Below are 26,727 nucleotides of genomic sequence, written 5' to 3' on the forward strand. Positions count from 1 at the left end.
ACTCAGACCACCCCTTCGGGGGTCTGGGGGTCGCCCCCCAGAACAACACTTAGCAACGGGAGATAACACATCGTGCTCGACGTGAATTTCTTCGACGAGCTTCGGATCGGCCTGGCCACCGCGGACGAGATCCGCCAGTGGTCTCACGGCGAGGTCAAGAAGCCGGAGACGATCAACTACCGAACCCTCAAGCCCGAGCGTGACGGTCTGTTCTGCGAGAAGATCTTCGGTCCCACCCGGGACTGGGAGTGCTACTGCGGCAAGTACAAGCGCGTTCGCTTCAAGGGCATCATCTGCGAGCGGTGTGGCGTCGAGGTCACCCGCTCCAAGGTGCGCCGCGAGCGGATGGGCCACATCGAGCTGGCCGCGCCGGTCACCCACATCTGGTACTTCAAGGGTGTCCCGTCGCGGCTCGGCTACCTGCTCGACCTCGCCCCGAAGGACCTGGAGAAGGTCATCTACTTCGCGGCGTACATGATCACCGACGTCGACGACGAGGCGCGGCACCGCGACCTCTCGTCGTTGGAGGGCCGGACGGACGTCGAGCGCAAGCAGCTCGAGAACCGGCGCGACAACGACATCGAGACCCGGATGAAGAAGCTCGAGGAGGACCTGGCGCAGCTCGAGGCCGAGGGCGCCAAGGCCGACGTACGACGCAAGGTCAAGGAAGGCGCCGAGCGTGAGGTCAAGCAGCTGCGCGACCGTGCGCAGCGCGAGATCGACCGCCTCGACGAGGTCTGGACCCGGTTCAAGAACCTGAAGGTCCAGGACCTCGAGGGCGACGAGATTCTCTACCGCGCCATGAAGGAGCGGTTCGGCAAGTACTTCGAGGGCGCCATGGGCGCCGCCGCGATCCAGCGCCGGCTGGAGACCTTCGACCTGAAGGCCGAGGCGGACAACCTGCGCGAGACGATCAAGACCGGTAAGGGCCAGCGCAAGACCCGCGCCCTGAAGCGGCTCAAGGTCGTCACCGCGTTCCTTGCGACGAACAACAGCCCGATGGGCATGGTGCTCGACTGCGTCCCGGTGATCCCGCCGGACCTGCGGCCGATGGTCCAGCTGGACGGTGGCCGGTTCGCCACCTCGGACCTGAACGACCTGTACCGCCGGGTGATCAACCGGAACAACCGGCTCAAGCGGCTGCTCGACCTGGGCGCGCCGGAGATCATCGTCAACAACGAGAAGCGGATGCTGCAGGAGGCCGTCGACGCGCTGTTCGACAACGGCCGTCGTGGCCGTCCGGTCACCGGCCCGGGCAACCGGCCGCTGAAGTCGCTGTCCGACATGCTCAAGGGCAAGCAGGGTCGTTTCCGTCAGAACCTGCTCGGCAAGCGCGTCGACTACTCCGGCCGTTCGGTCATCGTGGTCGGCCCGCAGCTGAAGCTGCACCAGTGCGGTCTGCCGAAGGCGATGGCGCTGGAGCTGTTCAAGCCGTTCGTGATGAAGCGGCTGGTCGACCTCAACCACGCGCAGAACATCAAGTCCGCCAAGCGGATGGTCGAGCGTCAGCGCGCCCAGGTCTGGGACGTGCTGGAAGAGGTCATCACCGAGCACCCGGTGCTGCTCAACCGTGCACCAACCCTGCACCGGCTGGGCATCCAGGCGTTCGAGCCGCAGCTGATCGAGGGCAAGGCGATCCAGATCCACCCGCTCGTCTGCTCCGCGTTCAACGCGGACTTCGACGGTGACCAGATGGCGGTGCACCTGCCGCTGTCGGCCGAGGCGCAGGCCGAGGCCCGGATCCTGATGCTGTCGACGAACAACATCCTGAAGCCGGCCGACGGCCGTCCGGTCACGATGCCGACCCAGGACATGATCATCGGCATCTACTTCCTGACCATGCTGAAGGACGGCGTGAAGGGTGAGGGCCGGGCGTTCAGCTCGGTCGCCGAGGCGATCATGGCCTTCGACCACGGCGAGCTGGCACTGCAGGCGAAGATCACGCTCCGGCTGAGCGGTTCGGCCGCTCCGGCGAACGCGCTCGAGCTGGCCGGTGGCGGCTTCAGCCTGGAGACCACGCTGGGCCGGGCGCTGTTCAACGAGGCGCTGCCGGCGGACTACCCGTTCGTCGACACCGAGGTGGGCAAGAAGCAGCTCGGCGGGATCGTCAACGACCTGGCCGAGCGGTACACCAAGGTCGAGGTCGCGCACGCGCTGGACGCGCTGAAGGACCTGGGCTACTACTGGTCCACCCGGTCCGGTGTCACGGTGTCGATCGACGACTTCAGCACGCCGCCGTCGAAGCCCGAGATCATGGCCCGGTACGAGTCCCAGGCCGAGAAGGTCCAGAAGCAGTTCGAGCGGGGTCTGATCACCTCGTCCGAGCGGCGTCAGGAGCTGATCGAGATCTGGACCGGCGCCAACGCCGAGGTCGGTAAGGCGATGGAGGAGAACTTCGCCAAGGACAACCCGATCTGGATGATGGTGCACTCCGGTGCCCGAGGCAACATGATGCAGATCCGGCAGATCTCCGGTATGCGTGGTCTGGTGGCCAACCCGAAGGGCGAGATCATCGCCCGGCCGATCAAGTCCAACTTCCGTGAGGGCCTGTCGGTGGTCGAGTACTTCATCGCCACCCACGGTGCCCGGAAGGGTCTTGCCGACACCGCGCTGCGGACCGCCGACTCGGGGTACCTGACCCGTCGTCTGGTGGACGTCTCGCAGGACGTGATCATCCGCGAGGAGGACTGCGGTACCGAGCGCGGCCCTGCCGAAGAAGATCGGCGAGAAGGGCCCGGACGGCAAGGTCGTGCACGCCGAGAACGTGGAGACCAGCGCCTACGCCCGGACCCTGGCGACCGACGCCTTCGACCCGGACGGCAACCTGGTCCTGGCGGCCGGCAGCGACCTCGGCGACGTCTCGATCGCGAAGCTGGTCGAGGCCGGGCTCGAGGAGGTCAAGGTCCGGTCGGTGCTCACCTGTGACGCCAAGACCGGTACCTGCGCGAAGTGCTACGGCCGTTCGCTGGCCACCGGTAAGCCGGTCGACATCGGTGAGGCGGTCGGCATCATCGCCGCCCAGTCCATCGGTGAGCCGGGGACCCAGCTGACCATGCGGACCTTCCACACCGGTGGTGTCGCGGGTGATGACATCACCCACGGTCTGCCGCGTGTGGTCGAGCTCTTCGAGGCCCGCCAGCCCAAGGGCAAGGCGCCGATCTCGGAGGCCGCCGGGCGGATCTCGATCGAGGACACCGACAAGACCCGGAAGCTGGTGCTCACCCCGGACGACGGTTCCGAGGAGGTCGCCTACCCGGTGTCGAAGCGTGGCCGCCTGCTGATCGAAGAGGGTCAGCACGTCGAGGTCGGTCAGCAACTGACGCAGGGTACGCCGGACCCGCAGGAGGTTCTGCGGATCCTGGGTGTCCGCAAGGCGCAGGAGCACCTGGTGGACGAGGTCCAGGAGGTGTACCGGTCGCAGGGTGTGGCCATCCACGACAAGCACATCGAGATCATCGTCCGGCAGATGCTGCGCCGGGTCACGGTGATCGAGTCCGGCGAGGCGAACCTGCTGCCGGGTGAGCTCGCGGACCGGATCATGTTCGAGGCGGAGAACCGCCGCGTCGTGGCCGAGGGCGGTACGCCGGCCTCTGGTCGTCCGGTGCTGATGGGTATCACCAAGGCCTCGCTGGCCACCGAGTCCTGGCTGTCGGCCGCCTCCTTCCAGGAGACGACCCGGGTCCTGACCGAGGCCGCGATCCACGGCAAGTCCGACTCCCTGGTCGGTCTGAAGGAGAACGTCATCATCGGAAAGCTGATCCCGGCGGGTACCGGCATGGACCGTTACCGCAACATCCGGGTGGAGCCCACCGAGGAGGCGAAGGCCGCGATGTACTCGATGGTCGGCTACGAGTCGTACGACTACGACTTCGGCCCGTCCAGCGGTCAGTCGGTCCCGCTCGACGACTTCGACCTCGGTTCGTACCAGAACTGAGTTCAGTCACCCCGCCGAGGGCGGCACTTCCCATCCCGGGAGGTGCCGCCCTCGCGGCATTTACCAGCCGGTACGGCGGGTGCCGGAAAAGACACTCGGGGTGGCGGCACAAAGTGTGGGTGGGATACGCCAAGATTGGTGCATGACGGATCTGCCGGCCTACCTGCGGCCTTTCGTCTTGGGGGTTCTGGAAGGTTCTGATGTACGCGTCGATCGCCTGGGGGAGATCGACCTGTACCGCCCGCCCGGTACCGCCCGAGGCGGCGCAATTCTCTTCGTGCACGGGGGACCCGGACCGGAAGGCCTCGAGGTGATGCCTCGGGACTGGCCGGTCTACAAGGGCTACGCGACCGCTGCCGCCAGGCGAGGCCTGGTGGCCGCAGTCGTCGACCACAGCCTGATCCACGGCCTCGACCGCCTGGTCGTGGCCGCGGACGAGGTGGAGGCCGCGGTCGCCGTACTGCGTTCGGATCCGCGGGTCGACCCCGATCGGGTCGGCCTGTGGTTCTTCTCGGGCGCCGGCCTGCTGGCCGGGGAGTGGCTGGACAGCCGCCCCGACTGGCTGCGCTTCGTGGCCCTCAGCTACCCCTTGCTCGTCACCCCGCCCGGTGTCGACGATCTGGTAACCGCTGCTGAAGTAGTTGGTAAACACAAGGACCTGCCGGTGCTGCTGACCAGAGCTGGACTCGAGCGTGAGGAGCTCGCCGGTCCGGTAGCGGAGTTCGTCTCCGCGGGTGGCGCCGCGCTGGACATCATCGACGTACCGAAAGGGCACCACGGGTTCGACATGCTCGACCACACCGAAGAATCACGCGCCGCCGTGACCAAGGCTCTCGACTGGGCGATCGCCCACCTCGGCGAGCAGCCCGGGGACGACGGCAAGCTCCTCGTCCCACCACCTCCGGCCCGTAAGAAGGCCACCACGCCCCGCCGCCGGACGCCGGCGGCCAAGGCCGCTGTTGCCGTGCAGGACGCGCCAGTGGCTGCTGAGCCCGCTGTTCAGCAGGCACCCAAGGCCGCTCCGGCATCGGTCCCACCGGTCCCACCGGTCCCGCCGACCGTCACCACCATCACCACCGGCACCGCAGCAGCGCGGGCGATCAGCCGGGAGCACGCGGCGTACGCCGCCCACGACCTCGAGGCGTTCCTGGCGATGTACTCGCCGACCGCCCGGATCGAGCTCGCGGACGGCTCCGAGCTGAAGGGCCGCCGGTTCCTGCGCGAGTACTACCGCCCGCGCTTCGACGCCGGTCGCTGCAAGAACGAGGTCGTCCAGAAGATCATGGTGGGGGAGTGGGTGGTGGAACACGTGAACAGCTACGAGGACGACGGCTCCAGCGCACACCTGGCCCTCTACCGGGTCGTCGACGGACTGATCACCGACGTCGAGTTCCGCGCCTGAGAACAGGGCCGCTGCAAGCGCTTGCCACAAGCTGTTCCAGCGGCCCTGTACACTTGCTGCGCGGATGTTTCTCAGCCTCGGTCGATTACTCATTTTGACCGTACTTGAGGCACCCGCTAGTCTTAACGATCGTGCCCGGGGTCTTTCCTGGGCCGTCATGCGTGCCCCGAGTCCTTCGGGTCGGGCCGCGTGGCACGGGACTCCTGCCGACAGTCTGGAAGATTACGGCTTCGGTCTGCTCGTGCGCACGCGACACACCCGACCGCGGGGGTCAGGTAAAGCTACAAACCCAGCCGGACGACAGAAAGAGACCCACGCGGTGCCCACCATTAACCAGCTGGTCCGCAAGGGCCGCCAGGACAAGGTGTCCAAGAACAAGACACCGGCCCTGAAGGGTTCCCCTCAGCGTCGTGGTGTGTGCACGCGCGTCTACACGACCACGCCGAAGAAGCCGAACTCCGCTCTTCGTAAGGTTGCACGTGTCCGCCTGACCAGCGGCATCGAGGTCACCGCCTACATCCCGGGCGTCGGCCACAACCTGCAGGAGCACTCGATCGTGCTCGTTCGTGGCGGCCGGGTGAAGGACCTCCCGGGTGTCCGGTACAAGATCATCCGCGGTTCGCTCGACACCCAGGGTGTGAAGAACCGGAAGCAGGCTCGCAGCCTGTACGGCGCGAAGAAGGAGAAGAGCTAATGCCGCGCAAGGGCCCCGCCCCGAAGCGCCCGGTCATCATCGACCCGGTCTACAGTTCGCCGCTCGTCACCCAGCTGATCTCCAAGATCCTGGTCGACGGCAAGAAGCAGATCGCGCAGAGCATCGTCTACAACGCGCTCGAGGGCACTCGCACCAAGACCGGCACCGACCCGGTGATCACGCTGAAGCGTGCGCTGGACAACGTGAAGCCGAGCATCGAGGTGAAGAGCCGCCGCGTCGGTGGAGCCACCTACCAGGTGCCGATCGAGGTCAAGCCGGGTCGCTCGACCACGCTCGCCCTGCGCTGGCTGACGTCGTACTCCCGGGCCCGTCGCGAGAAGACCATGTCCGAGCGGCTGATGAACGAGATCCTGGACGCGTCCAACGGTCTCGGCGCGTCGGTCAAGCGCCGCGAGGACACGCACAAGATGGCCGAAGCCAACAAGGCTTTCGCCCACTACCGCTGGTGATCCGGGGTCCGATCCGGATCCCCACGTTCACCCTTTTGACGCAGTACAGAATCGAGAGGTAGACCACCGAGGTGGCCGTACAAATCACCACCGACCTGGCCAAGGTCCGCAACATCGGGATCATGGCCCACATCGACGCCGGCAAGACGACGACGACGGAGCGGATCCTCTTCTACACCGGTATCACTTACAAGATCGGTGAGGTCCACGACGGCGCCGCCACGATGGACTGGATGGAGCAGGAGCAGGAGCGCGGCATCACGATCACGTCCGCCGCGACGACCTGCACCTGGAAAGACCACACCATCAACATCATCGACACCCCGGGCCACGTCGACTTCACCGTCGAGGTGGAGCGCTCGCTGCGCGTCCTCGACGGTGCCGTCGCGGTGTTCGACGGTGTCGCCGGCGTGGAGCCGCAGTCGGAAACGGTCTGGCGCCAGGCCGACCGGTACGGCGTACCCCGGATCTGCTTCGTGAACAAGCTGGACCGGACCGGCGCCGAGTTCATGCGCTGTGTCGACATGATCGTCGACCGGCTGGCCGCGGTGCCGCTGGTGCTGCAGCTGCCGATCGGGTCCGAGGCCGACTTCATCGGCGTCGTCGACCTGATCGGGATGCGCGCGCTGACCTGGCGTGGCGAGACCACGATGGGTGAGGACTACACCGTCGAGGAGATCCCGGCGACCCACACCGAGATCGCCGCCGAGTGGCGCGACAAGCTGATCGAGACGCTGGCCGAGGCCGACGACGAGATCATGGAGATGTACCTGGAGGGCGACGAGCCGACCCAGGAGCAGATCGTCGCGGCCATCCGCCGGGCGACCATCGCCAGCAAGCTGACCCCGGTCCTGACCGGCACCGCGTTCAAGAACAAGGGCGTCCAGCCGCTGCTCGACGCGATCAACGCCTACCTGCCGAGCCCGATCGACGTACCGGCCATCGAGGGCCACGACGTCAAGGACCCGGAGAAGGTCGTGCTGCGCAAGCCGGCCGACGACGAGCCGTTCTCGGCGCTGGCGTTCAAGATCGCGGCCGACCCGCACCTGGGCAAGCTGACCTTCATCCGGGTGTACTCGGGCAAGCTCGAGACCGGCACCCAGGTGCTGAACCCGACGAAGGGCCGCAAGGAGCGGATCGGCAAGATCTACCGGATGCACGCGAACAAGCGTGAGGAGATCGCGTCGATCGGCGCCGGCCACATCGTCGCCGTGATGGGCCTGAAGGACACCACCACCGGTGAGACCCTGTGCGACCCGGCCAAGCCGGTCGTGCTGGAGTCCATGCAGTTCCCGGCCCCGGTCATCTCGGTCGCCATCGAGCCCAAGTCGAAGGCCGACCAGGAGAAGCTGGGCGTCGCGATCCAGCGGCTCGCCGAGGAGGACCCGACCTTCCAGGTCCGGACCGACGAGGACACCGGCCAGACCATCATCGCCGGTATGGGCGAGCTGCACCTCGAGGTGCTGGTCGACCGGATGAAGCGCGAGTTCCGCGTCGAGGCCAACGTCGGCAAGCCGCAGGTCGCCTACCGCGAGACCATCAAGAAGAAGGTCGAGAAGGTCGACTACACGCACAAGAAGCAGACCGGTGGTTCGGGTCAGTTCGCGCGTGTGATCATCAACATCGAGCCGACGTCGGTCGAGGCCGGCGGCGAAGGCGGCTACGAGTTCGTCAACGCCGTCACCGGTGGCCGCATCCCCCGGGAGTACATCCCGTCGGTGGACGAAGGCGCCCAGGAGGCGATGGAGTTCGGCGTACTGGCCGGCTACCCGATGGTGGACGTCAAGGTCACGCTGACCGACGGCGCCTACCACGACGTCGACTCCTCCGAGCTCGCGTTCAAGATCGCCGGTTCGATGGCCTTCAAGGATGCCGCCCGGCGGGCGACGCCGGTCATCCTCGAGCCGATGTTCGCGGTCGAGGTCATCACCCCCGAGGACTACATGGGTGAAGTGATCGGTGACCTCAACTCGCGCCGCGGCCAGATCCAGTCGATGGACGAAGGCCCCGGTGGCAGCCGGGCCATCAAGGCCCTGGTGCCGTTGTCCGAGATGTTCGGGTATGTCGGTGACCTGCGGTCCAAGACCCAGGGCCGCGCGTCCTACTCGATGCAGTTCGATTCCTACGCCGAGGTTCCGAAGAACGTGGCGGAAGAGATCATCAAGAAGGCCCGGGGCGAGTAACTTCTCGCTCCTGACCACCACACCCACAGCGCGTCGGCGTACGGCGTAGTCAACATTTATCCAGGAGGGCCCCAGTGGCGAAGGCGAAGTTCGAGCGGACCAAGCCGCACGTCAACATCGGTACCATCGGTCACATCGACCACGGTAAGACCACGCTTACCGCGGCGATCACCAAGGTGCTGCACGACAAGTACCCGACCCTCAACGAGGCGTCGGCCTTCGATCAGATCGACAAGGCGCCGGAAGAGCGTCAGCGCGGTATCACCATCTCGATCGCGCACGTCGAGTACCAGACCGAGGCTCGGCACTACGCCCACGTCGACTGCCCGGGTCACGCGGACTACATCAAGAACATGATCACCGGTGCGGCTCAGATGGACGGCGCGATCCTGGTCGTCGCCGCCACCGACGGCCCGATGCCGCAGACGCGTGAGCACGTGCTGCTCGCCCGTCAGGTCGGCGTGCCGGCGATGGTCGTCGCCCTGAACAAGTGCGACATGGTCGACGACGAGGAGATCCTGGAGCTCGTCGAGCTCGAGGTCCGCGAGCTGCTTTCGGAGCAGGAGTTCGACGGCGACAACGCGCCGATCGTCCGCGTCGCCGCTCACCCGGCGCTGCAGGGCGACGCCAAGTGGGGCGAGTCGATCCTCGAGCTGATGAACGCCGTGGACGAGTACATCCCGCAGCCGGAGCGCGAGATCGACAAGCCGTTCCTGATGCCGGTGGAGGACGTCTTCACCATCACGGGTCGCGGTACGGTCGTCACCGGCCGGATCGAGCGCGGTGTCGTCAAGGTCAACGAGACCGTCGACATCGTCGGCATCCACGAGACCAAGCTGACCACCACGGTCACCGGTATCGAGATGTTCCGCAAGCTGCTCGACGAGGGCCAGGCCGGTGAGAACGTCGGTCTGCTGCTTCGTGGCACCAAGCGCGAGGAGGTGGAGCGCGGCATGGTCGTGATCAAGCCGGGCACCACGACCCCGCACACGAACTTCGAGGCGTCGGTCTACATCCTTTCCAAGGAGGAGGGCGGCCGTCACACGCCGTTCTTCCAGAACTACCGCCCGCAGTTCTACTTCCGCACCACCGATGTCACCGGTGTCGTCACGCTGCCCGAGGGCACCGAGATGGTCATGCCGGGCGACAACACCGACATGTCGGTCGAGCTGATCCAGCCGATCGCCATGGAGGACGGTCTGAAGTTCGCGATCCGTGAAGGTGGCCGCACCGTCGGCGCCGGCCGGGTCACCAAGATCATCAAGTGATCTGATGAGGTCCGCGAGGGCTCGGAACTGAGCCCCGCGGACCTCTGCTTTACGCTCGATCCGGCGCTCAGGTGGCGCCGGATCGGGCACAAAGCCACCCGATTGGCGTTTCGGCGCCGATCTCTGGCACAATATTCAGGTTGCTCAGGCGAGGCCGCCGGGGTGCGCCCCAGATCTTCTTGATCTGGCTGGTGCGCCGGACCGGAGACCATGCCGAGGTTCCGGTCCGAGACCGGGGCCCCGATCCCCAACCAGGTCGAAAGCGGTAGGTCACGCGTGTGCCGTGTACGCGACACACCCGACCGCGGGGGTCGGAGCAACGCAATGGAAGACGATAGAGAAGGACGAAGCGAAGCGATGGCGGGACAGAAGATCCGCATCCGGCTGAAGGCCTACGACCACGAGGTCATCGACAGCTCGGCACGCAAGATTGTCGACACGGTGACGCGTACTGGTGCGAAGGTTGCTGGCCCGGTGCCGTTGCCGACGGAAAAGAACGTGTTCTGCGTCATCCGCTCGCCGCACAAGTACAAGGACAGCCGCGAGCACTTCGAGATGCGCACCCACAAGCGGCTCATCGACATCATCGACCCCACGCCGAAGACCGTCGACTCGCTGATGCGTCTCGACCTGCCGGCCGGTGTCGACATCGAGATCAAGCTCTGAGGGACGCGAACAAGCCAATGAGCACTGTCAAGAACACGCGCGGTCTGCTGGGCACCAAGCTCGGCATGACCCAGACCTGGGACGAGAACAACCGAGTCGTCCCCGTCACCGTGATCCAGGCCGGCCCCTGCGTCGTCACCGGTGTCCGTACTTCGGACCGTGACGGCTACGACGGCGTCCAGATCGCCTTCGGCGACATCGACCCGCGCAAGGTGACCAAGCCCCTGCGCGGCCACTTCGACAAGGCCGGCGTGACGCCGCGGCGGCACCTGCTGGAGCTGCGCACCGCCGACGCCAGCGAGTACACGCTGGGCCAGGAGATCAAGGCCGAGGCCTTCGAGGCCGGTGAGCGGGTCGACGTTTCCGCGACCAGCAAGGGCAAGGGCTTCGCCGGTGTGATGAAGCGGCACGGCTTCCACGGCCTGCGCGCCACCCACGGTGTGCACAAGAAGCACCGCTCGCCGGGTTCCATCGGCGGCTGCGCCACCCCGGGCCGGGTCTTCAAGGGCCTGCGGATGGCCGGCCGGATGGGTCACGAGCAGGTCACCACCCAGAACATCTCCGTGCACGCGGTGGACACCGAGCGCGGCCTGATCCTGCTGAAGGGCGCGGTTCCCGGCCCCAAGGGCGGCCTGGTGCTGATCCGCAACGCCGCGAAGGGAGCTGCCAAGTGAGCACCGTCGACGTCGTCGCCGTGAAGGGCGACAAGGTCACCAAGTTGGGTTCCGCCGAGCTTCCGGCCGAGCTGTTCGACGTCCAGGTCAACATCCCGCTGATCCACCAGGTCGTGGTGGCCCAGCTGGCCGCGGCCCGCCAGGGTACGCACAGCACCAAGACCCGGGGCGAGGTGTCCGGCGGTGGCGCCAAGCCGTACCGCCAGAAGGGCACCGGTCGCGCCCGCCAGGGTTCGACCCGCGCGCCGCAGTTCACCGGTGGTGGCGTCGTCTTCGGCCCCACGCCGCGCGACTACAGCCAGCGGACCCCGAAGAAGATGATCGCCGCCGCGCTCCGCGGTGCGCTGTCCGACCGGGCCCGTGACGGTCAGGTGTTCGTGGTCGAGAGCTTCGTGGACGGCGACGCGCCGTCCACCAAGTCGGCCCTCAAGGTGCTGAGCGGGGTGACCGAGCCGGGTAAGGCGCTGGTCGTCGTCAGCCGCGCCGACGAGCTCACCTGGCTGAGCCTGCGCAACGTGCAGCACGTGCACCTGATCGCCGCCGACCAGCTGAACGCGTACGACGTTCTCTGCAGCGACGCGGTCGTATTCACCAAGGACGCGCTCGACGCCTTCGTCGCCGGCGCGCCCCGAGGCAAGTCCGTCAAGGCCGTCGCTACGTCGACTGAGGCCGAGGAGGTAGAAGCATGAGCCACGGAGTCAACAAGGACCCCCGCGACGTGCTGCTCCGGCCGGTCGTGAGCGAGAAGAGCTACGGCCTGCTGGACGAGCAGAAGTACACGTTCGAGGTCGCACCGGACGCCAACAAGACCGAGATCAAGCTCGCGGTCGAGAAGGTCTTCAAGGTCAAGGTCAGTGACGTCAACACCCTCAACCGCAAGGGCAAGCGCCGCCGGACCCGTGCCGGCTTCGGTAAGCGCCCGGACACCAAGCGAGCGATCGTGACCCTCAAGGGCGACGACCGTATCGACATCTTCGGAGGCCAGTCGTAATGGGAATCCGCAAGTACAAGCCGACAACGCCGGGCCGCCGTGGCTCGAGCGTGGCCGACTTCGTCGAGCTCACCCGTTCGACCCCCGAGAAGTCGTTGCTGCGTCCGCTGCCGAAGAAGGGCGGCCGGAACAGCTCCGGCAAGATCACCACCCGGCACCACGGTGGCGGTCACAAGCGGGCGTACCGGCTGATCGACTTCAAGCGCTACGACAAGGACGGCGTGCCGGCCAAGGTCGCGCACATCGAGTACGACCCGAACCGCACCGCGCGGATCGCGTTGCTGCACTACGTGGACGGCGAGAAGCGCTACATCCTCGCCCCCTCCAACCTGCAGCAGGGCACGATCGTCGAGAACGGCCCGGCCGCCGACATCAAGGTGGGCAACAACCTGCCGCTGCGCAACATCCCGGTCGGTTCGACGGTGCACGCGGTCGAGCTGCGGCCGGGCGGCGGCGCCAAGATGGCCCGCTCCGCCGGTTCCAGCATCCAGCTGGTCGCGAAGGAAGGCCGGATGGCCACCCTGCGGATGCCGTCCGGCGAGGTCCGGATGGTCGACGTGCGCTGCCGCGCCACCCTCGGTGAGGTCGGCAACGGCGAGCAGTCGAACATCAACTGGGGCAAGGCGGGCCGGATGCGCTGGAAGGGCAAGCGCCCGACCGTCCGCGGTGTCGCGATGAACCCGGTCGACCACCCGCACGGTGGTGGTGAGGGTAAGACCTCGGGTGGTCGTCACCCGGTGTCCCCGTGGGGCCAGCCGGAGGGCCGGACCCGCACCCGCAAGGAAAGCGACCGCATGATCGTCCGGCGCCGCAAGGCCGGCAAGAAGCGCTGATAGGAGCCGGCCAGAATGCCACGCAGCCTCAAGAAGGGCCCGTTCGTCGACCACCACCTGGCTAAGAAGGTGGAGGTGCAGAACGAGAAGGGCACCCACAACGTCATCAAGACCTGGTCCCGCCGATCGATGATCGTGCCGGACATGATCGGCCACACGATTGCGGTGCACGACGGCCGCAAGCATGTGCCGGTGTTCGTCACGGACTCGATGGTCGGGCACAAGCTCGGCGAGTTCGCGCCGACCCGGACGTTCAAGGGTCACGAGAAGGACGACCGGAAGTCACGGCGTCGCTGACCCGCCAGGGACAGTGACGAAGCGAAAGCAATCTACGGAGAGATTCGAACATCATGAGCGTTCAAGAGCGTAGGGCGATCAGCGCCCGTCGCGAGAGCCTGCTGGGCGAGCAGCCCGGGGCCTTCGCGGTCGCGCGCTTCGTCCGCGTGACGCCGATGAAGGCGCGCCGCGTGGTCGACCTGGTGCGCGGTCTGGGCGTCGACGACGCACTCGCCACTCTGAAGTTCGCCCCGCAGGCCGCTGCCGCGACCGTGTACAAGGTCGTCGACAGCGCCGCGGCGAACGCCGAGGGCACCGAACACCTGAGCCGGGCCGAACTGATCGTGGTCAAGGCCTACGTGGACGAGGGTCCGACGCTGAAGCGTCACCGCCCCCGTGCACAGGGCCGGGCCACCCGGATCGACAAGCGGACGAGCCACATCACCGTGGTCGTCGGCCCGCGCGAGACCGACGGGCCCGTCGAGAAGGCGTCGGCCAAGAAGGCGGCCGCCAAGAAGACCGCTGACACGGCGGACACGGCCAAGAAGGCTCCGGCGAAGAAGGCAGCCAGCAAGGCTGCCGACGCGCCGGCCAAGGAAGAGGCCGCCGAGAAGCCGGCCAAGAAGGCGCCCGCGAAGAAGGCCGCCAAGAAGGCCACCGCTGAGAAGAAGGAGTCCTGACGTGGGACAGAAGGTCAACCCGCACGGGTTCCGTCTCGGCATCAGCACCGATCACAAGAGCCGTTGGTACGCCGACAAGCTGTACAAGGACTACGTGGGCGAGGACGTCAAGATCCGTCGCCTGCTGAGCAAGGGCATGGAGCGCGCCGGCATCTCCCGCGTGGAGATCGAGCGCACCCGTGACCGGGTCCGGGTCGACATCCACACCGCCCGTCCGGGCATCGTGATCGGTCGCCGTGGCGCCGAGGCGGACCGCATCCGCGGCTCGCTGGAGGAGCTCACCGGCAAGCAGGTGCAGCTGAACATCCTCGAGGTGAAGAACGCCGAGGTCGACGCCCAGCTGGTCGCGCAGGGCGTGGCCGAGCAGCTGTCCGGCCGCGTGGCGTTCCGCCGCGCGATGCGCAAGGCGATGCAGACCACCATGCGTGGTGGCGCCCTGGGCATCCGGATCCAGTGCTCCGGCCGGCTCGGTGGCGCGGAGATGTCGCGGTCGGAGTTCTACCGCGAGGGCCGCGTCCCGCTGCACACGCTGCGGGCCGACATCGACTACGGGTTCTACGAGGCCCGGACGACCTTCGGCCGGATCGGCGTGAAGGTCTGGATCTACAAGGGCGACGTGGCCGGTACCCGCGCGGAGCGCGAAGCACAGGCTGCGGCCCGCGCCGCTACCCAGCAGCGTGGCCGTCCGGCCCGCCGTGACGGTGGCGACCGTGGTGACCGTGGCGGTCGCGGTGGCGACCGTGGTGGCCGTGGTGGTCGTGGCGGTGACCGTCGGGACGCGCGGAACGACAACAACGCGGCCGCGGCGACCGACAAGGCCGTCGAGGCGAGCGCCCCGGCTGCCGGCAAGGCCGCCGAGACGACCGGAACGGAGAGCTGAACAATGCTCATCCCCCGCAAGGTCAAGCACCGCAAGCAGCACCACCCGGGGCGCTCCGGCGCCGCCAAGGGTGGTACGACGCTGGCGTTCGGTGAGTTCGGCATCCAGGCGCTGGAGAGCCACTACGTCACCAACCGGCAGATCGAGGCCGCGCGTATCGCGATGACCCGGCACATCAAGCGTGGCGGCAAGGTGTGGATCAACATCTACCCGGACCGCCCGCTGACCAAGAAGCCGGCCGAGACCCGGATGGGTTCCGGTAAGGGTTCGCCGGAATGGTGGATCGCCAACGTGAAGGCCGGACGCGTGATGTTCGAGCTGTCCGGTGTTCCGGAGGATATCGCTCGCGAGGCGATGCGCCGCGCGATCCACAAGTTGCCGATGAAGTGCCGCTTCATCTCCCGAGAGGCAGGTGAGAACTGATGGCTACCCTGACCGCCGCCGAGCTGCGGAACCTTGGCCGGGACGAGCTGATGACCAAGCTCGGTGAAGCCAAGGAGGAGCTGTTCAACCTCCGGTTCCAGGCTGCCACGGGCCAGCTGGAGTCCCACGGCCGGCTGCGCGCCGTCCGGAAGGACATCGCCCGCATCTACACGGTGCTGTCCGAGCGTGCGCTCGGGATCACCGAGGAGGTCGACGCCCCGGTTGCCGAGGCCGAGACCGAGGCCGACGAGCCTGCGGACGACAGTGAGAAGGCGAACGCATGACCGAGAACACGAAGGACGAGACCGTGAGCACGACCCCTGCGGCGCGCAGCCACCGGAAGACCCGTGTGGGCCTGGTGCTGAGCGACAAGATGGACAAGACCGTTGTGGTCGAGGTCGAGGACCGGGTCAAGCACAAGCTGTACGGCAAGGTCATCCGGCGTACCAGCAAGCTCAAGGCGCACGACGAGCAGAACGCCGCCGGTATCGGCGACCGCGTCCTCCTGATGGAGACCCGGCCGCTGTCGGCGACCAAGCGCTGGCGCATCGTCGAGATCCTCGAGAAGGCGAAGTAGCCCTCCGGGGTCCTGACGGCCCGGCAACCAATCGAAATTATTCGTTCCGCAAGGCTCACGTAAGTGAGAACCAGCGAGACAACCAGGAGATCAACAGATGATCCAGCAGGAGTCGCGACTGAAGGTCGCCGACAACACGGGCGCGAAGGAGATCCTTTGCATCCGCGTTCTCGGTGGCTCCGGTCGGCGCTACGCCGGTGTCGGTGACACGATCGTCGCCACCGTCAAGGACGCGATCCCCGGCGGCGGTGTGAAGAAGGGTGACGTCGTCAAGGCGGTCGTCGTGCGGACCGTGAAGGAGCGCCGGCGTCCGGACGGCTCCTACATCCGCTTCGACGAGAACGCCGCGGTGATCCTGAAGGCCGACGGCGAGCCGCGCGGTACCCGTATCTTCGGCCCGGTCGGCCGGGAGCTGCGGGAGAAGCGCTTCATGAAGATCATCTCGCTCGCGCCGGAGGTGCTCTGAGATGGCTCAGCAGAAGAAGCTGCACGTGAAGAAGGGCGATCAGGTCCGCGTGATCGCCGGTAGGTCCAAGGGCCTCGAGGGCAAGATCATCCAGGTCTTCCCGGACGACGAGAAGGTCATCGTCGAGGGCGTCAACCGGGTGAAGAAGCACACCAAGGTGCAGCAGGCCCAGCGCGGCGGCACCACCGGTGGCATCGTCACCCAGGAAGCCCCGATCCACGTCTCGAACGTGATGCTTGTCGTCGAGGTCGAGAAGGACGGCAAGAAGCAGAAGCTGACCACCCGCGTCGGCTACAACCGCGTCGAGGTGCAGAAGCGCCGTCCGGACGGTTCGACGTACACCGGTTTCCGGAGCGTCCGGATCGCCCGGCGTACCGGCGAGGAGATCTGATGAGCACGGCAGTTTCCGAGACCAAGGTCCAGCCGCGGATGAAGACGAAGTACCGCGAGGAGATCGTCGGCAACCTGCAGGAGCAGTTCCAGTACGCCAACGTCATGCAGGTGCCCGGCCTCACCAAGATCGTGGTGAACATGGGTGTCGGCGAGGCGGCCCGGGACGCGAAGCTGATCGAGGGCGCGGTGAAGGACCTGGCCGCGATCACCGGCCAGAAGGCCCAGGTCACCAAGGCCCGCAAGTCGATCGCGCAGTTCAAGCTGCGTGAGGGGATGCCGATCGGCGCCCACGTGACGCTGCGCGGCGACCGGATGTGGGAGTTCCTGGACCGGCTGCTGGCGCTCGCGCTGCCCCGGATCCGCGACTTCCGCGGTCTCTCGCCCAAGCAGTTCGACGGCACCGGGAACTACACCTTCGGTCTGACCGAGCAGGTGATGTTCCACGAGATCAACCAGGACCGGATCGACCGTGTCCGGGGCATGGACATCACCGTGGTGACCACCGCGACGAACGACGACGAGGGTCGGGCCCTGCTGCGGGCGCTCGGCTTCCCGTTCAAGGAGAACTGACGTGGCGAAGACAGCACTCAAGGTCAAGCAGGCCCGGAAGCCGAAGTTCGCGGTGCGTGGCTACACGCGCTGCCAGCGCTGCGGCCGGCCGAAGGCGGTTTTCCGCAAGTTCGGCCTCTGCCGGATCTGCCTGCGGGAAATGGCGCACCGGGGCGAGCTGCCCGGTGTCACCAAGTCCAGCTGGTGACCGTCTCCACCCCCGAACTTCTCCCTATTCACCACCATCTAGTCACCGTAGGTCGCCGAACGGCGAAACCACGGCGGGAAAGAGGCCCCAGGCCATGACGATGACCGACCCGATCGCAGACATGTTGACGCGTCTGCGGAACGCCAACCAGGCGTACCACGAGTCGACCACGATGCCGTACAGCAAGATCAAGCAGGGCATCGCCGACATTCTCCAGCAGGAGGGCTACATCGCCTCCTACAAGGTCGAGGAGCCCAAGGAGGGCGCCGTCGGCAAGTCCCTGATCGTGGACCTCAAGTTCGGCCCGAGCCGGGAGCGCTCCATCGCGGGTGTTCGCCGGATCTCGAAGCCGGGCCTGCGGGTGTACGCGAAGTCGACCAACCTGCCCAAGGTCCTCGGCGGACTGGGCGTCGCGATCATCTCGACGTCCCAGGGACTGCTGACCGACAGGCAGGCCAAGAACAAGGGCGTTGGCGGGGAAGTCCTCGCCTACGTCTGGTGACGAAGAACCGGAAGGAGGACCACAGAAATGTCTCGCATCGGTAAGCTCCCGGTCACGGTCCCGTCCGGCGTCGACGTCACGATCGACGGCCAGACGGTCACCGTGAAGGGTCCGAAGGGTCAGCTGGCGCACGTCGTCGCTGAGCCGATCACGGTCGGCCGGGACGAGGACGGCGCGATCGCCGTCACCCGTCCCGACGACCTGCGCAAGAGCAAGGAACTGCACGGGCTGTCCCGCACCCTGATCGCCAACCTGGTGACCGGCGTGACGGACGGGTACGAGAAAAAGCTCGAGATCGTCGGCGTTGGTTACCGGGTGATCTCCAAGGGCCCGACCCAGCTGGAGTTCTCGCTCGGCTACAGCCACACCATCACGGTGGACGCGCCGGAAGGCATCACGTTCAACGTCGAGGCGCCGACCCGGTTCTCGGTGATCGGTATCGACAAGCAGTCGGTCGGCGAGGTCGCCGCCAACATCCGCAAGCTGCGCAAGCCCGAGCCGTACAAGGGCAAGGGTGTCCGCTACGCGGGCGAGCAGGTGCGTCGCAAGGTCGGAAAGGCTGGTAAGTAACCATGGCGATCGGACTGCGGCACAACAAGCACTCCGCCAAGAAGACGGCCTCGCGTCTGCGTCGCCAGATTCGGGTTCGGAAGAAGATCAACGGCACGGCCGACCGGCCGCGGCTGGTGGTCACCAAGTCGTCGCGGCACCTGTTCGTGCAGGTCGTCGACGACGTGGCCGGCAAGACGCTGGTGTCCGCCTCCACCATGGAGGCCGACCTGCGCGGCGCGTCGGACAACAAGACCGACAAGGCCAAGACCGTCGGTGGCTTGATCGCCGACCGCGCCAAGGCCGCCGGCATCGACTCGGTCGTCTTCGACCGGGCCGGGAACAAGTACCACGGCCGCATCGCAGCCCTGGCCGACGCCGCCCGTGAGAACGGGCTCGGCTTCTGATGGCGACGTACAAGGAAGAAGGTAACTCGAAATGAGCGGAGGCCAACAGCGTCGCGGAGGCGGCGCCGGTGGTGATCGCCGTGGCCGCGACGGGGGTCGCGGTCAGCAGGCGGACAAGACCGCCTACATCGAGAAGGTGGTAGCCATCAACCGGGTCGCCAAGGTCGTGAAGGGTGGTCGGCGCTTCAGCTTCACCGCCCTCGTGGTCGTCGGTGACGGTGACGGCACCGTCGGTGTGGGTTACGGCAAGGCCAAGGAGGTGCCCGCGGCGATCGCCAAGGGTGTCGAGGAGGCCAAGAAGTCGTTCTTCAAGGTGCCGCGGATCCAGGGCACCATCCCGCACCCGGTGCAGGGCGAGAAGGCCGCAGGCGTGGTCATGCTGCGTCCGGCCGCGCCCGGTACCGGTGTGATCGCCGGCGGTTCGGCGCGCGCCGTACTGGAGTGCGCCGGGATCCACGACATCCTCAGCAAGTCGCTGGGCTCGTCCAACTCCATCAACGTGGTGCACGCCACGGTGGCGGCGTTGCGCAGCCTGGAGACCCCGGAGGCCGTGGCCGCGCGCCGTGGGCTCACGGTCGAGCAGGTCGCTCCGGCGGCGCTGCTGAAGGCGCGGGCGGAGGCGGCTTCCTGATGGCACGCTTGAAGGTGACCCAGGTCCGTTCGGGCATCGGTGGCAAGCAGAACCAGCGCGACACGTTGCGCACCCTGGGCGTCAAGCGGATCGGCGACAGCTCGGTCCACGAGGACAAGCCCGAGGTCCGGGGCATGGTTCGTGCGGTTCGCCACCTCATCACCGTCGAGGAGGTCGACTGACATGGCGCTCAAGGTTCACCACCTGCGCCCGGCGCCCGGCGCCAAGACCGCCAAGACCCGCGTGGGTCGTGGTGAGGGCAGCAAGGGCAAGACCGCCGGCCGCGGTACCAAGGGCAGCAAGGCGCGGAACAACATCCCCGAGTGGTTCGAGGGTGGCCAGATGCCGCTGCACATGCGGCTCCCGAAGCTGAAGGGCTTCAAGAGCAGGAACCGAGTGGAGTTCCAGGTCGTTAACCTGGACAAGCTCGGACAACTGTTCCCCGAAGGTGGCGAGGTCGGCGTTGCCGAACTGGTCGCCAAGGGCGCGGTACGTCGTGGTCAGCCGGTGAAGGTGCTGGGTGACGGCGAACTGACCGTGGCACTGCAGGTCTCGGCACACAAGTTCTCCAAGTCAGCCACGGACAAGATCCAGGCGGCCGGGGGAACCACGACCGAGGTGTGACACGAGGTTCAGGGCTCGTAACGGCCGGCGCTTGATATCCTGCGCCGGTCGGACGGGCCCTGGCTCGTCTCTTGCCCAGCGGCTCAGCTAGGCCCCTGCCGTGCCCGCGGCAAGGGAAACTTGTGGGAGGACAAGGTGTTAAGCGCCTTCGCCAACGCGTTCAAGACGCCGGACCTGCGCCGGAAGATCTTGTTCGTGCTCTTCATCGTCGTGATCTTCCGGATCGGCTCTGTGGTACCGGCCCCGGGTGTGAACGTTCAGTCGCTGCACACTTGTATCAAGATCTCCCAGGGCGGCCAGAACGCCAACCTGTACAACCTGATCAACCTGTTCTCCGGTGGGGCACTGCTGCAGCTCGCGATCTTCGCGCTCGGCATCATGCCGTACATCACGGCCAGCATCATCCTGCAGCTGCTCACCGTGGTCATCCCGCGGCTGGAGTCGCTGAAGAAGGAAGGCCAGGCGGGACAGTCCAAGATCACCCAGTACACCCGGTTCCTGACCGTGGGGCTGGCGATCCTGCAGTCGACCGCGTTCGTGGCGCTGGCCCGGACTCCCGGCCGGCTGTTCCAGGGCTGCACCGAGCCGCTGCTCTACAAGGACGACTGGTTCACGATCACCGTCATGGTGCTGACCATGACCGCCGGCACCGGCGTGATCATGTGGCTGGGCGAGCTGATCACCGACCGTGGTGTCGGTAACGGTATGTCGATCCTGATCTTCACCCAGATCGTCGCGACCTTCCCGACCCAGCTCTGGAGCATCCGCAAGCAGAAGGGTGTCAGCACCTTCGTCGTGGTGATCGCGATCGGTCTGGTCATCATGGCCGCGGTCATCTTCATCGAGCAGGCGCAGCGCCGGATCCCGGTGCAGTACGCCAAGCGGATGGTCGGCCGGAAGATGTTCGGCGGTACGTCGACCTACATTCCGCTGAAGGTGAACCAGGCCGGTGTCATCCCGGTCATCTTCGCCTCCAGCCTGCTGTACCTTCCCGTCCTGGTCAGTCAGTTCCAGCAGGGCAAGAGCTGGTCCAACTGGATCCAGGGCAACCTGGTCAAGGGCGACCACCCGATCTACATGGTGACCTACGTCGCCCTGATCATCTTCTTCACGTACTTCTACGTCTCGATCACCTTCAACCCGAAGGAAGTCGCGGACAACATGAAGAAGTACGGCGGCTTCATCCCGGGCATCCGGGCGGGGCGGCCGACCGAGGAATACCTGAAGTACGTGTTGGACCGCATCACGCTGCCGGGCGCGATCTACCTCGCGGCGATCTCGATGATCCCGCTGGTGGCTCTCGTCCTGCTGAACGCGAGCCAGAACTTCCCGTTCGGTGGTACGTCGATCCTGATCATGGTCGGCGTCGGGCTCGACACGGTGAAGCAGATCGAGAGTCAGCTGCAGCAGCGTAACTACGAAGGGTTCCTGCGCTGATGAGAATGTTGCTGATGGGTCCGCCCGGGGCGGGCAAGGGTACGCAGGCAAAGGTGCTTGCCGATCGCCTGAATATCCCGGCCGTGTCCACCGGCGACATCTTCCGTGCGAACGTGAAGGACGAGACGCCGCTCGGTGTCGAGGCGAAGCGCTACATGGACGCCGGCGACTACGTCCCGGACGAGATCACGAACGCGATGGTGCGCGACCGGCTGTCCGAGGCCGACGCCGGCGAGGGCTTCCTGCTCGACGGGTACCCGCGGACGCTGGCCCAGGTCGGCACGCTGGACGAGATCATCGCCGACCACGGCCACAAGCTGGACGCCGTGGTGGCGCTGGTCGCGGACACCGACGTCCTGGTCGGCCGGATGCTCAAGCGGGCCCAGTCGGAGGGTCGCTCGGACGACTCCGAAGAGGTCATCCGGCACCGGCAGGACGTGTACGCCGCCGAGACCAAGCCGCTGCTCGCGGTGTACGGCGAGCGCGGCCTGCTGGTCGAGGTCGACGGCGTCGGCGAGATCGACGAGGTCAGCGAACGTGTCCTGGCCGCGCTGAAGTCGATCACGGAGTAACGAACGCACGTGATCTTCAAGGACCGCGGTATCGAGATCAAGACCCGCGAGCAGATTCTGGCGATGCGCACGGCCGGCCTGGTGGTCGGCCGCACGCTGGAGCTGCTCCGTGGTGCGGTGCAGGCCGGCATCACCACCGGCGAGCTGGACGCGATCGCGGAGGACAACATCCGGTCGTCCGGCGCGACGCCGTCGTTCAAGGGGTACCACGGGTTCACCGGGTCGATCTGCGCGTCGGTGAACGACGAGATCGTGCACGGCATCCCGGGCGACCGGGTGCTGGCCGACGGCGACCTGATCTCGATCGACTGCGGTGCGATCGTCGACGGCTGGCACGGCGACGCCGCGATCACGGTCCCGGTCGGCGGTCCGGACGCGGTGGCCGACGAGCTGCTCGACCTGGCCCGGATCTGCGAGGAGTCGATGTGGCGCGGGTTCGCGGCCGCACGGCTCGGTGGACGGCTGTCCGACATCTCGGCGGCCGTCGAGGCGCACGTCCGCGCGAACTCGCCGTACGGGATCGTCGAGGACTTCGTCGGGCACGGGATCGGCTCGGCCATGCACCAGCCGCCGAACGTGCCGAACTTCGGCCGTCCCGGCAAGGGGCCGAAGCTGGTCGAGGGACTGGCGCTCGCCGTCGAGCCGATGCTCACCCTCGGCAAGCAGGAGAACCACACGCTCGAGGACGACTGGACCGTGGTCACCGACGACGGCGAGCCCGCCGCACACACCGAGCACACGTTTACTCTCACTCCGCAAGGACCGTGGGTGCTGACTGCCCTGGACGGCGGCGAGGCAAAACTCGCGGAGCTCGGCGTCACGTTCGGCCCGCTCGCCGACTGACAGGCCCAGTGCGTCCACCCGTTGGGGGACGCGGAGCGGACCGGGGCTGAGGCACACTTGAGGCATGCCCCAGTACCAGCCGCATCAGCGATTCACCGAAGCCGACCGCGACAAGATCGCCGGGCGGTTGCGGGACGCGTTCGCGGACGGGCGGCTGGACCAGCCGGAGTTCTCGTCGCGTCTCGACCAGCTGTACGCGGTCCAGACGTACGGCGAGCTCGAGCCGCTGGTGCGTGACCTGCCGCCGGTACGGACGTACCAGACACCCGAGGTGGTCAAGGACACCAAGCCCGCGCCGGAGCCGGGCAGCTTCCCGGAGCGGAAGAAGGAGAACCACCCCGGTCGTCGTGGCGGCGCGATCGGCGGTTTCACCGGTGTGGTGGCGATCAACGTCGTGATCTGGTTCGTGATCGGGCTCGGCAACGGCGGGCACTGGCCGCACTTCTGGCCGGTCTGGCTGCTGATCCCGTGGGCGATCATCGCCCTCGGCGGCCTCGGCAGACGCCGTTGACAGCAAGGGCACCTCTCCCGATCCCGCGGCTGCGGCCGGTGTGGGCGTGGCAGCTGCATCAGGGGGGCCGCCGTCGTCTATGTGGTCTGGTTCGTGGTCGCCGTACCGCTGGCGATCGTCGGACTGTTGCTGGAGCCGCGCTGGGTCGGGTGGTTCGTACTGGTCTGGTTCCTGGCCCTGGTCGGGCTCACGCTCGGCCTGCGGATCGGGGAGAACCGCCGGCGGCACGCGTGGGCCGACGCCGCGGGGCAGCTCGGCTGGCGGCTCAGTGCGTCCGGCGACGAGCTGCTGGATCGTTGGCCGTTCCCACCGTTTGACGTTGACCGGGAGGCCGAGGTCACGGAGGTGACGTCCGGCCGGCATCGCGGGCGGGAGTTCTGGACGGGGCGGTTCCGGTACAAGGTACGGCGGCGTGAGCTCGGCTTCGACTTCCTTGATCTGCAGGTGGATCGGCCGCTGCCGCCGTTGCAGGTGCTACCCGCGCAGCTGGCTCCGGTCGCGGCGGCGAGCCTGTTGCCGTTGCCGATCACCGTCGACGGGCTGTCCACACAGTACCGGTTGTTCAACGGGCGTGAGGATCATGCGCTGGCGGTCCTGCATCCGCGGGCGGCCGAGGCGCTGGCCGGCGTACCGGAGTTCGGCTTCAGCTGTGAGGGGCGGCGGTTCGTCGCGATCCTTCCGGCGTACCGCGATTCCGGCACCGCCCTCGCCCAGCTCGACGCGGCCTGCGATCTGCTCGACCTGATGCCCGAGCAGCTCTGGCGCGCCGGCGAACAGTGGGCCGCTACGCGCTCCTGAGCAGTCCCACGAGCGCGGACAATCCCTCGTCCCCATGCCCGGCAGCAACCGCCTCGGCCAGCAATTCACCCATCGGAACCAGGAGCCTGGGATCGACGCCTTGTGTTTGTGCTGCGGTGACCAGGTTCTCGTAGGCAGCTGCCTGCATCGCGAGATTCGACCCGGCCGTATCCACAGGGCCGTTGTCGAGTTCCCCGGCCATGCGAGGGATGCTGGCCAGCATTGCCGTCAGCCACGGGGACAGGAACTGCTCGGTGAAGGCAGTCGCAGGCACGCCCGCGTTGGCCATCAGGGCGAGTGCGTGCTGGGCGCCGCCGAACATCCCGTACATCGCGCTCAGCAACGCGATGTCGTACAGCGCCGCCAGCCCCGGATCCTCCCCGACGTACGCCGGTCGGGCAAGCACCGACAGCTCCGCGCGGTACTTCTCGAACGCTTCCGGTACGCCGCTGTAGAAGATGAACGCCCCGGGCGTGCCGATCATCGCGGGGACGGCCATGATGCCGCCGTCGAGGTACGAAGCGCCGAACCGTTCCGCGGTGGTCCTGGACTGTTCCGGGGTGCTGTTGGTCAGGTTGACGACCGTCCGGCCGGTGAGATCGACGCCGTCCAAGGTCGCGCGGACCGTCGCGTCGACGAGCAGGCAGACGATGACCAGCGGACTGGCGGCGACGGCGTCCGCCGGAGTGCCGGCGCGGGTGGCGCCGAGCTCGTCGAGTTCGGGGGAGCGGCCGGGGGTGCGGTTCCAGACGGTGGTCGGGTGGCCGGCGGCCAGCAAGGCGCGGGCGAGGGCGGTTCCCATCGCGCCGAGCCCCAGGACGGTGACAGGTGTCTTCATGCCGTCCACCCTGGCGTCAACGCTTTAAGATGGACAAGTACCCACTAAATAGTCAGGTACTGACAGAAAGGTAAGTATGCGCCCGTACACCTGTGGCCTGGACGCCGCGGCCGACGTGATCGGCGGGAAGTGGAAGCCGCGCATCCTGTGGGCGCTGCACCACGGGCCGATGCGGTTCGGGGAGCTGCGCCGGGAGATCTCCGGGGTGACCGAGAAGATGCTGATCCAGCAGTTGCGGGAGCTGGAGTCGCGGGCCATCGTGCACCGCGAGGTCTTCCACCAGGTGCCACCCAAGGTCGAGTACTCACTCACCGGACTCGGAGTGTCACTCAATGCGGCGTTGATGCCGCTGGACTACTGGGGCGCCGAGCACATGGCGGAGCTGGAGAGTACCCGCTGAGGGCTCAATTGGGCTCAATCGCGCGCGTGGCGTAGACTCTTTCCTTGGCTCTTTGTAGCCATAGCCAGTCACGTCTACAGAAGTGCGAGGACATGCCCAAAAAAGAGGGAGTTATCGAACTCGAGGGCACCATCGTCGAGGCCCTGCCGAACGCGATGTTCCGTGTTGAGCTGTCCAACGGGCACAAGGTGCTCGCGCACATCAGCGGCAAGATGAGGCAGCACTACATTCGGATCCTCCCCGAGGACCGGGTCGTCGTGGAGCTGTCGCCGTACGACCTCACCAGGGGTCGGATCGTCTATCGGTACAAGTAACACCCACCAACACCTGTCGAAGAAAGTAGCTCGATGAAGGTCAATCCGAGCGTCAAGAAGATCTGCGACAAGTGCAAGGTGATCCGCCGGCACGGCCGGGTCATGGTGATCTGCGAGAACCCGCGGCACAAGCAGCGGCAGGGCTGACAAAGCCTCTCGCAGTAACACGGCACTTTCGCACCACAGCGCGCATGCTCGTCCGGGATCCGTTCTGGACGTCGCCCCCGGAACAGAGGCCGGGGCCCTGCCGGTGAATCGTCACAGAGACACCGAGGCGGGCGGGGACGCAGCGCGCCGCCACACCTCTGCCGACGAAAGGAACACCGCCACATGGCACGCCTCGTAGGAGTGGACCTGCCGCGCGACAAGCGCATCGAGGTCGCTCTGACGTACATCTTCGGTGTGGGCCGCACGCGCGCCCTGGAAACGCTGAAGAACACCGGGGTCTCCCCGGACAAGCGCGTCCACGAGCTGGGCGACGACGAGCTGGTCAAGCTCCGGGACTGGATCGAAGGCAACTACAAGATCGAAGGTGACCTCCGTCGCGAGGTGACCGCGGACATCCGCCGCAAGATCGAGATCGGGTCGTACCAGGGTCGCCGGCACCGCAGCGGGCTTCCGGTGCGCGGTCAGCGCACGCGGACCAACGCCCGTAGCCGCAAGGGCCGCCGTAAGGCGATCGCCGGCAAGAAGAAGAAGTGACCCGGATGACTTTCGACCACCCCAGGAGCAAC

The 26,727-nt window shown here is 66.8% G+C and carries 35 protein-coding genes and 2 pseudogenes; 36 read left to right on the forward strand and 1 reads right to left on the reverse strand.

The annotated features are described in order from the left end of the window. The first annotated feature begins 72 nt into the window (after positions 1–72). The 32 genes and pseudogenes from JOF29_RS03815 to JOF29_RS03970 all read left to right on the forward strand — a co-directional run bounded on the left by JOF29_RS03815 (position 73) and on the right by JOF29_RS03970 (position 24,441). Positions 73–3,934, forward strand: a pseudogene (locus JOF29_RS03815) (DNA-directed RNA polymerase subunit beta'). Between the two features lie 142 nt (positions 3,935–4,076). After that, positions 4,077–5,336, forward strand: a complete 1,260-nt coding sequence (locus tag JOF29_RS03820) for a nuclear transport factor 2 family protein (RefSeq protein WP_209692834.1) — start codon at positions 4,077–4,079, stop codon at positions 5,334–5,336. Between the two features lie 319 nt (positions 5,337–5,655). Continuing rightward, a complete protein-coding gene (gene rpsL, locus JOF29_RS03825; RefSeq protein ID WP_130384649.1) occupies positions 5,656–6,030 on the forward strand; it encodes a 30S ribosomal protein S12 in 375 nt (124 codons plus the stop codon). Further along, positions 6,030–6,500: a 30S ribosomal protein S7 gene (rpsG, locus tag JOF29_RS03830; protein ID WP_130384648.1), complete on the forward strand. Its 471-nt coding sequence runs from the start codon at positions 6,030–6,032 to the stop codon at positions 6,498–6,500. The genes rpsL and rpsG overlap by 1 nt, the downstream gene beginning before the upstream one ends. Positions 6,501–6,571: 71 nt before the next feature. Then, entirely contained in the window at positions 6,572–8,683 is a 2,112-nt protein-coding gene (gene fusA, locus JOF29_RS03835; protein WP_209692835.1) for an elongation factor G, read from the forward strand. Positions 8,684–8,757: 74 nt separating this feature from the next. Continuing rightward, positions 8,758–9,951: an elongation factor Tu gene (gene tuf / locus JOF29_RS03840; RefSeq protein WP_209692836.1), complete on the forward strand. Its 1,194-nt coding sequence runs from the start codon at positions 8,758–8,760 to the stop codon at positions 9,949–9,951. Between the two features lie 357 nt (positions 9,952–10,308). Continuing rightward, positions 10,309–10,617, forward strand: a complete 309-nt coding sequence (rpsJ, locus tag JOF29_RS03845) for a 30S ribosomal protein S10 (protein WP_012923688.1) — start codon at positions 10,309–10,311, stop codon at positions 10,615–10,617. A 17-nt stretch (positions 10,618–10,634) separates the two neighbouring features. Then, positions 10,635–11,291 carry a 50S ribosomal protein L3 gene (gene rplC, locus JOF29_RS03850; protein ID WP_209692837.1) on the forward strand — a complete coding sequence of 219 codons (657 nt, stop codon included), beginning with the start codon at positions 10,635–10,637 and terminating at the stop codon, positions 11,289–11,291. Next, on the forward strand, positions 11,288–11,980 hold the full coding sequence (gene rplD / locus JOF29_RS03855) for a 50S ribosomal protein L4 (protein ID WP_209692838.1): 693 nt from the start codon (positions 11,288–11,290) through the stop codon (positions 11,978–11,980). Before rplC ends, rplD begins: the two co-directional genes overlap by 4 nt. Then, positions 11,977–12,282: a 50S ribosomal protein L23 gene (gene rplW, locus JOF29_RS03860; protein ID WP_209692839.1), complete on the forward strand. Its 306-nt coding sequence runs from the start codon at positions 11,977–11,979 to the stop codon at positions 12,280–12,282. Before rplD ends, rplW begins: the two co-directional genes overlap by 4 nt. After that, positions 12,282–13,115 (forward strand): 50S ribosomal protein L2, encoded by an 834-nt coding sequence (gene rplB / locus JOF29_RS03865; RefSeq protein WP_209692840.1) that lies wholly within the window; start codon positions 12,282–12,284, stop codon positions 13,113–13,115. Before rplW ends, rplB begins: the two co-directional genes overlap by 1 nt. 15 nt (positions 13,116–13,130) lie before the next feature. Then, positions 13,131–13,412, forward strand: a complete 282-nt coding sequence (gene rpsS / locus JOF29_RS03870; protein ID WP_209692841.1) for a 30S ribosomal protein S19 — start codon at positions 13,131–13,133, stop codon at positions 13,410–13,412. A gap of 53 nt (positions 13,413–13,465) precedes the next feature. Then, positions 13,466–13,921: pseudogene (gene rplV / locus JOF29_RS45150) on the forward strand (50S ribosomal protein L22); the annotation flags it as partial. Between the two features lie 151 nt (positions 13,922–14,072). Then, positions 14,073–14,951 (forward strand): 30S ribosomal protein S3, encoded by an 879-nt coding sequence (gene rpsC, locus JOF29_RS03880; RefSeq protein ID WP_209692843.1) that lies wholly within the window; start codon positions 14,073–14,075, stop codon positions 14,949–14,951. A 3-nt stretch (positions 14,952–14,954) separates the two neighbouring features. Then, entirely contained in the window at positions 14,955–15,374 is a 420-nt protein-coding gene (rplP, locus tag JOF29_RS03885; RefSeq protein ID WP_209692844.1) for a 50S ribosomal protein L16, read from the forward strand. After that, a complete protein-coding gene (rpmC, locus tag JOF29_RS03890) occupies positions 15,374–15,658 on the forward strand; it encodes a 50S ribosomal protein L29 (protein ID WP_209692845.1) in 285 nt (94 codons plus the stop codon). The genes rplP and rpmC overlap by 1 nt, the downstream gene beginning before the upstream one ends. After that, positions 15,655–15,951, forward strand: a complete 297-nt coding sequence (rpsQ, locus tag JOF29_RS03895; RefSeq protein WP_209692846.1) for a 30S ribosomal protein S17 — start codon at positions 15,655–15,657, stop codon at positions 15,949–15,951. Before rpmC ends, rpsQ begins: the two co-directional genes overlap by 4 nt. Positions 15,952–16,048: 97 nt before the next feature. Beyond that, the gene (rplN, locus tag JOF29_RS03900; protein ID WP_012923677.1) at positions 16,049–16,417 is read left to right on the forward strand and encodes a 50S ribosomal protein L14; all 369 of its coding nucleotides are present in this window, start codon (positions 16,049–16,051) and stop codon (positions 16,415–16,417) included. 1 nt (position 16,418) lies between these two features. Continuing rightward, positions 16,419–16,808 (forward strand): 50S ribosomal protein L24, encoded by a 390-nt coding sequence (rplX, locus tag JOF29_RS03905; RefSeq protein WP_209692847.1) that lies wholly within the window; start codon positions 16,419–16,421, stop codon positions 16,806–16,808. Then, on the forward strand, positions 16,808–17,380 hold the full coding sequence (rplE, locus tag JOF29_RS03910; RefSeq protein ID WP_209692848.1) for a 50S ribosomal protein L5: 573 nt from the start codon (positions 16,808–16,810) through the stop codon (positions 17,378–17,380). Before rplX ends, rplE begins: the two co-directional genes overlap by 1 nt. Before the next feature lies 1 nt (position 17,381). Further along, positions 17,382–17,567 carry a type Z 30S ribosomal protein S14 gene (locus JOF29_RS03915; RefSeq protein WP_012923674.1) on the forward strand — a complete coding sequence of 62 codons (186 nt, stop codon included), beginning with the start codon at positions 17,382–17,384 and terminating at the stop codon, positions 17,565–17,567. A gap of 94 nt (positions 17,568–17,661) precedes the next feature. After that, complete coding sequence (gene rpsH / locus JOF29_RS03920) at positions 17,662–18,069, forward strand: 30S ribosomal protein S8 (RefSeq protein ID WP_209692849.1); 408 nt, start codon at positions 17,662–17,664, stop codon at positions 18,067–18,069. A gap of 27 nt (positions 18,070–18,096) precedes the next feature. Then, the gene (gene rplF / locus JOF29_RS03925; RefSeq protein WP_209692850.1) at positions 18,097–18,639 is read left to right on the forward strand and encodes a 50S ribosomal protein L6; all 543 of its coding nucleotides are present in this window, start codon (positions 18,097–18,099) and stop codon (positions 18,637–18,639) included. 2 nt (positions 18,640–18,641) lie between these two features. Continuing rightward, positions 18,642–19,025 carry a 50S ribosomal protein L18 gene (rplR, locus tag JOF29_RS03930; protein WP_209692851.1) on the forward strand — a complete coding sequence of 128 codons (384 nt, stop codon included), beginning with the start codon at positions 18,642–18,644 and terminating at the stop codon, positions 19,023–19,025. Between the two features lie 31 nt (positions 19,026–19,056). Beyond that, on the forward strand, positions 19,057–19,656 hold the full coding sequence (rpsE, locus tag JOF29_RS03935; protein WP_209692852.1) for a 30S ribosomal protein S5: 600 nt from the start codon (positions 19,057–19,059) through the stop codon (positions 19,654–19,656). Further along, positions 19,656–19,838, forward strand: coding sequence for a 50S ribosomal protein L30 (rpmD, locus tag JOF29_RS03940; protein ID WP_209692853.1), 183 nt, complete (start codon positions 19,656–19,658; stop codon positions 19,836–19,838). Before rpsE ends, rpmD begins: the two co-directional genes overlap by 1 nt. A gap of 1 nt (position 19,839) precedes the next feature. Further along, positions 19,840–20,280, forward strand: a complete 441-nt coding sequence (gene rplO, locus JOF29_RS03945; RefSeq protein ID WP_130441472.1) for a 50S ribosomal protein L15 — start codon at positions 19,840–19,842, stop codon at positions 20,278–20,280. Between the two features lie 135 nt (positions 20,281–20,415). Then, positions 20,416–21,717, forward strand: coding sequence for a preprotein translocase subunit SecY (secY, locus tag JOF29_RS03950; protein WP_209692854.1), 1,302 nt, complete (start codon positions 20,416–20,418; stop codon positions 21,715–21,717). Beyond that, entirely contained in the window at positions 21,717–22,289 is a 573-nt protein-coding gene (locus tag JOF29_RS03955; RefSeq protein WP_209692855.1) for an adenylate kinase, read from the forward strand. Before secY ends, JOF29_RS03955 begins: the two co-directional genes overlap by 1 nt. A gap of 9 nt (positions 22,290–22,298) precedes the next feature. Then, complete coding sequence (gene map, locus JOF29_RS03960) at positions 22,299–23,132, forward strand: type I methionyl aminopeptidase (RefSeq protein ID WP_209692856.1); 834 nt, start codon at positions 22,299–22,301, stop codon at positions 23,130–23,132. Positions 23,133–23,196: 64 nt separating this feature from the next. Next, positions 23,197–23,643, forward strand: a complete 447-nt coding sequence (locus JOF29_RS03965; protein WP_209692857.1) for a DUF1707 SHOCT-like domain-containing protein — start codon at positions 23,197–23,199, stop codon at positions 23,641–23,643. An 81-nt stretch (positions 23,644–23,724) separates the two neighbouring features. After that, a complete protein-coding gene (locus tag JOF29_RS03970; protein WP_307863134.1) occupies positions 23,725–24,441 on the forward strand; it encodes a hypothetical protein in 717 nt (238 codons plus the stop codon). Here JOF29_RS03970 and JOF29_RS03975 read toward each other — a convergent pair. Further along, positions 24,428–25,279: an NAD(P)-dependent oxidoreductase gene (locus JOF29_RS03975; RefSeq protein WP_209692858.1), complete on the reverse strand. Its 852-nt coding sequence runs from the start codon at positions 25,277–25,279 to the stop codon at positions 24,428–24,430. The two genes, JOF29_RS03970 and JOF29_RS03975, sit on opposite strands and share 14 nt — an antisense overlap. Before the next feature lie 76 nt (positions 25,280–25,355). Here JOF29_RS03975 and JOF29_RS03980 point away from each other — a divergent pair, with 76 nt between their 5' ends. From JOF29_RS03980 to rpsM, 4 genes are all read left to right on the forward strand, one after another. Beyond that, positions 25,356–25,679: a winged helix-turn-helix transcriptional regulator gene (locus JOF29_RS03980; RefSeq protein ID WP_209692859.1), complete on the forward strand. Its 324-nt coding sequence runs from the start codon at positions 25,356–25,358 to the stop codon at positions 25,677–25,679. 92 nt (positions 25,680–25,771) lie between these two features. Beyond that, positions 25,772–25,993, forward strand: coding sequence for a translation initiation factor IF-1 (gene infA / locus JOF29_RS03985; RefSeq protein WP_012923661.1), 222 nt, complete (start codon positions 25,772–25,774; stop codon positions 25,991–25,993). Positions 25,994–26,026: 33 nt separating this feature from the next. After that, positions 26,027–26,140 carry a 50S ribosomal protein L36 gene (gene rpmJ, locus JOF29_RS03990; protein ID WP_008361054.1) on the forward strand — a complete coding sequence of 38 codons (114 nt, stop codon included), beginning with the start codon at positions 26,027–26,029 and terminating at the stop codon, positions 26,138–26,140. A 183-nt stretch (positions 26,141–26,323) separates the two neighbouring features. Beyond that, positions 26,324–26,695, forward strand: coding sequence for a 30S ribosomal protein S13 (gene rpsM / locus JOF29_RS03995; RefSeq protein ID WP_133789395.1), 372 nt, complete (start codon positions 26,324–26,326; stop codon positions 26,693–26,695). The last annotated feature ends 32 nt before the right edge of the window (positions 26,696–26,727 follow it).

Origin of the sequence: Kribbella aluminosa, from assembly GCF_017876295.1 — a bacterium.
GTDB lineage: Bacteria > Actinomycetota > Actinomycetes > Propionibacteriales > Kribbellaceae > Kribbella > Kribbella aluminosa.

What these genes read in the sequence shown, in the direction of transcription:
- JOF29_RS03820 (WP_209692834.1), top strand. Translation starts at nt 4,077, where the DNA reads ATGACGGATCTGCCGGCCTACCTGCGGCCTTTCGTCTTGGGGGTTCTG.
- rpsG (WP_130384648.1), top strand. Translation starts at nt 6,030, where the DNA reads ATGCCGCGCAAGGGCCCCGCCCCGAAGCGCCCGGTCATCATCGACCCG.
- rpsJ (WP_012923688.1), top strand. Translation starts at nt 10,309, where the DNA reads ATGGCGGGACAGAAGATCCGCATCCGGCTGAAGGCCTACGACCACGAG.
- rplC (WP_209692837.1), top strand. Translation starts at nt 10,635, where the DNA reads ATGAGCACTGTCAAGAACACGCGCGGTCTGCTGGGCACCAAGCTCGGC.
- rplW (WP_209692839.1), top strand. Translation starts at nt 11,977, where the DNA reads ATGAGCCACGGAGTCAACAAGGACCCCCGCGACGTGCTGCTCCGGCCG.
- rplB (WP_209692840.1), top strand. Translation starts at nt 12,282, where the DNA reads ATGGGAATCCGCAAGTACAAGCCGACAACGCCGGGCCGCCGTGGCTCG.
- rpsS (WP_209692841.1), top strand. Translation starts at nt 13,131, where the DNA reads ATGCCACGCAGCCTCAAGAAGGGCCCGTTCGTCGACCACCACCTGGCT.
- rplP (WP_209692844.1), top strand. Translation starts at nt 14,955, where the DNA reads ATGCTCATCCCCCGCAAGGTCAAGCACCGCAAGCAGCACCACCCGGGG.
- rpmC (WP_209692845.1), top strand. Translation starts at nt 15,374, where the DNA reads ATGGCTACCCTGACCGCCGCCGAGCTGCGGAACCTTGGCCGGGACGAG.
- rpsQ (WP_209692846.1), top strand. Translation starts at nt 15,655, where the DNA reads ATGACCGAGAACACGAAGGACGAGACCGTGAGCACGACCCCTGCGGCG.
- rplN (WP_012923677.1), top strand. Translation starts at nt 16,049, where the DNA reads ATGATCCAGCAGGAGTCGCGACTGAAGGTCGCCGACAACACGGGCGCG.
- rplX (WP_209692847.1), top strand. Translation starts at nt 16,419, where the DNA reads ATGGCTCAGCAGAAGAAGCTGCACGTGAAGAAGGGCGATCAGGTCCGC.
- rplE (WP_209692848.1), top strand. Translation starts at nt 16,808, where the DNA reads ATGAGCACGGCAGTTTCCGAGACCAAGGTCCAGCCGCGGATGAAGACG.
- rpsH (WP_209692849.1), top strand. Translation starts at nt 17,662, where the DNA reads ATGACGATGACCGACCCGATCGCAGACATGTTGACGCGTCTGCGGAAC.
- rplF (WP_209692850.1), top strand. Translation starts at nt 18,097, where the DNA reads ATGTCTCGCATCGGTAAGCTCCCGGTCACGGTCCCGTCCGGCGTCGAC.
- rplR (WP_209692851.1), top strand. Translation starts at nt 18,642, where the DNA reads ATGGCGATCGGACTGCGGCACAACAAGCACTCCGCCAAGAAGACGGCC.
- rpsE (WP_209692852.1), top strand. Translation starts at nt 19,057, where the DNA reads ATGAGCGGAGGCCAACAGCGTCGCGGAGGCGGCGCCGGTGGTGATCGC.
- rpmD (WP_209692853.1), top strand. Translation starts at nt 19,656, where the DNA reads ATGGCACGCTTGAAGGTGACCCAGGTCCGTTCGGGCATCGGTGGCAAG.
- rplO (WP_130441472.1), top strand. Translation starts at nt 19,840, where the DNA reads ATGGCGCTCAAGGTTCACCACCTGCGCCCGGCGCCCGGCGCCAAGACC.
- JOF29_RS03955 (WP_209692855.1), top strand. Translation starts at nt 21,717, where the DNA reads ATGAGAATGTTGCTGATGGGTCCGCCCGGGGCGGGCAAGGGTACGCAG.
- JOF29_RS03965 (WP_209692857.1), top strand. Translation starts at nt 23,197, where the DNA reads ATGCCCCAGTACCAGCCGCATCAGCGATTCACCGAAGCCGACCGCGAC.
- JOF29_RS03975 (WP_209692858.1), bottom strand. Translation starts at nt 25,279, where the DNA reads ATGAAGACACCTGTCACCGTCCTGGGGCTCGGCGCGATGGGAACCGCC.
- JOF29_RS03980 (WP_209692859.1), top strand. Translation starts at nt 25,356, where the DNA reads ATGCGCCCGTACACCTGTGGCCTGGACGCCGCGGCCGACGTGATCGGC.
- infA (WP_012923661.1), top strand. Translation starts at nt 25,772, where the DNA reads ATGCCCAAAAAAGAGGGAGTTATCGAACTCGAGGGCACCATCGTCGAG.
- rpmJ (WP_008361054.1), top strand. Translation starts at nt 26,027, where the DNA reads ATGAAGGTCAATCCGAGCGTCAAGAAGATCTGCGACAAGTGCAAGGTG.
- rpsM (WP_133789395.1), top strand. Translation starts at nt 26,324, where the DNA reads ATGGCACGCCTCGTAGGAGTGGACCTGCCGCGCGACAAGCGCATCGAG.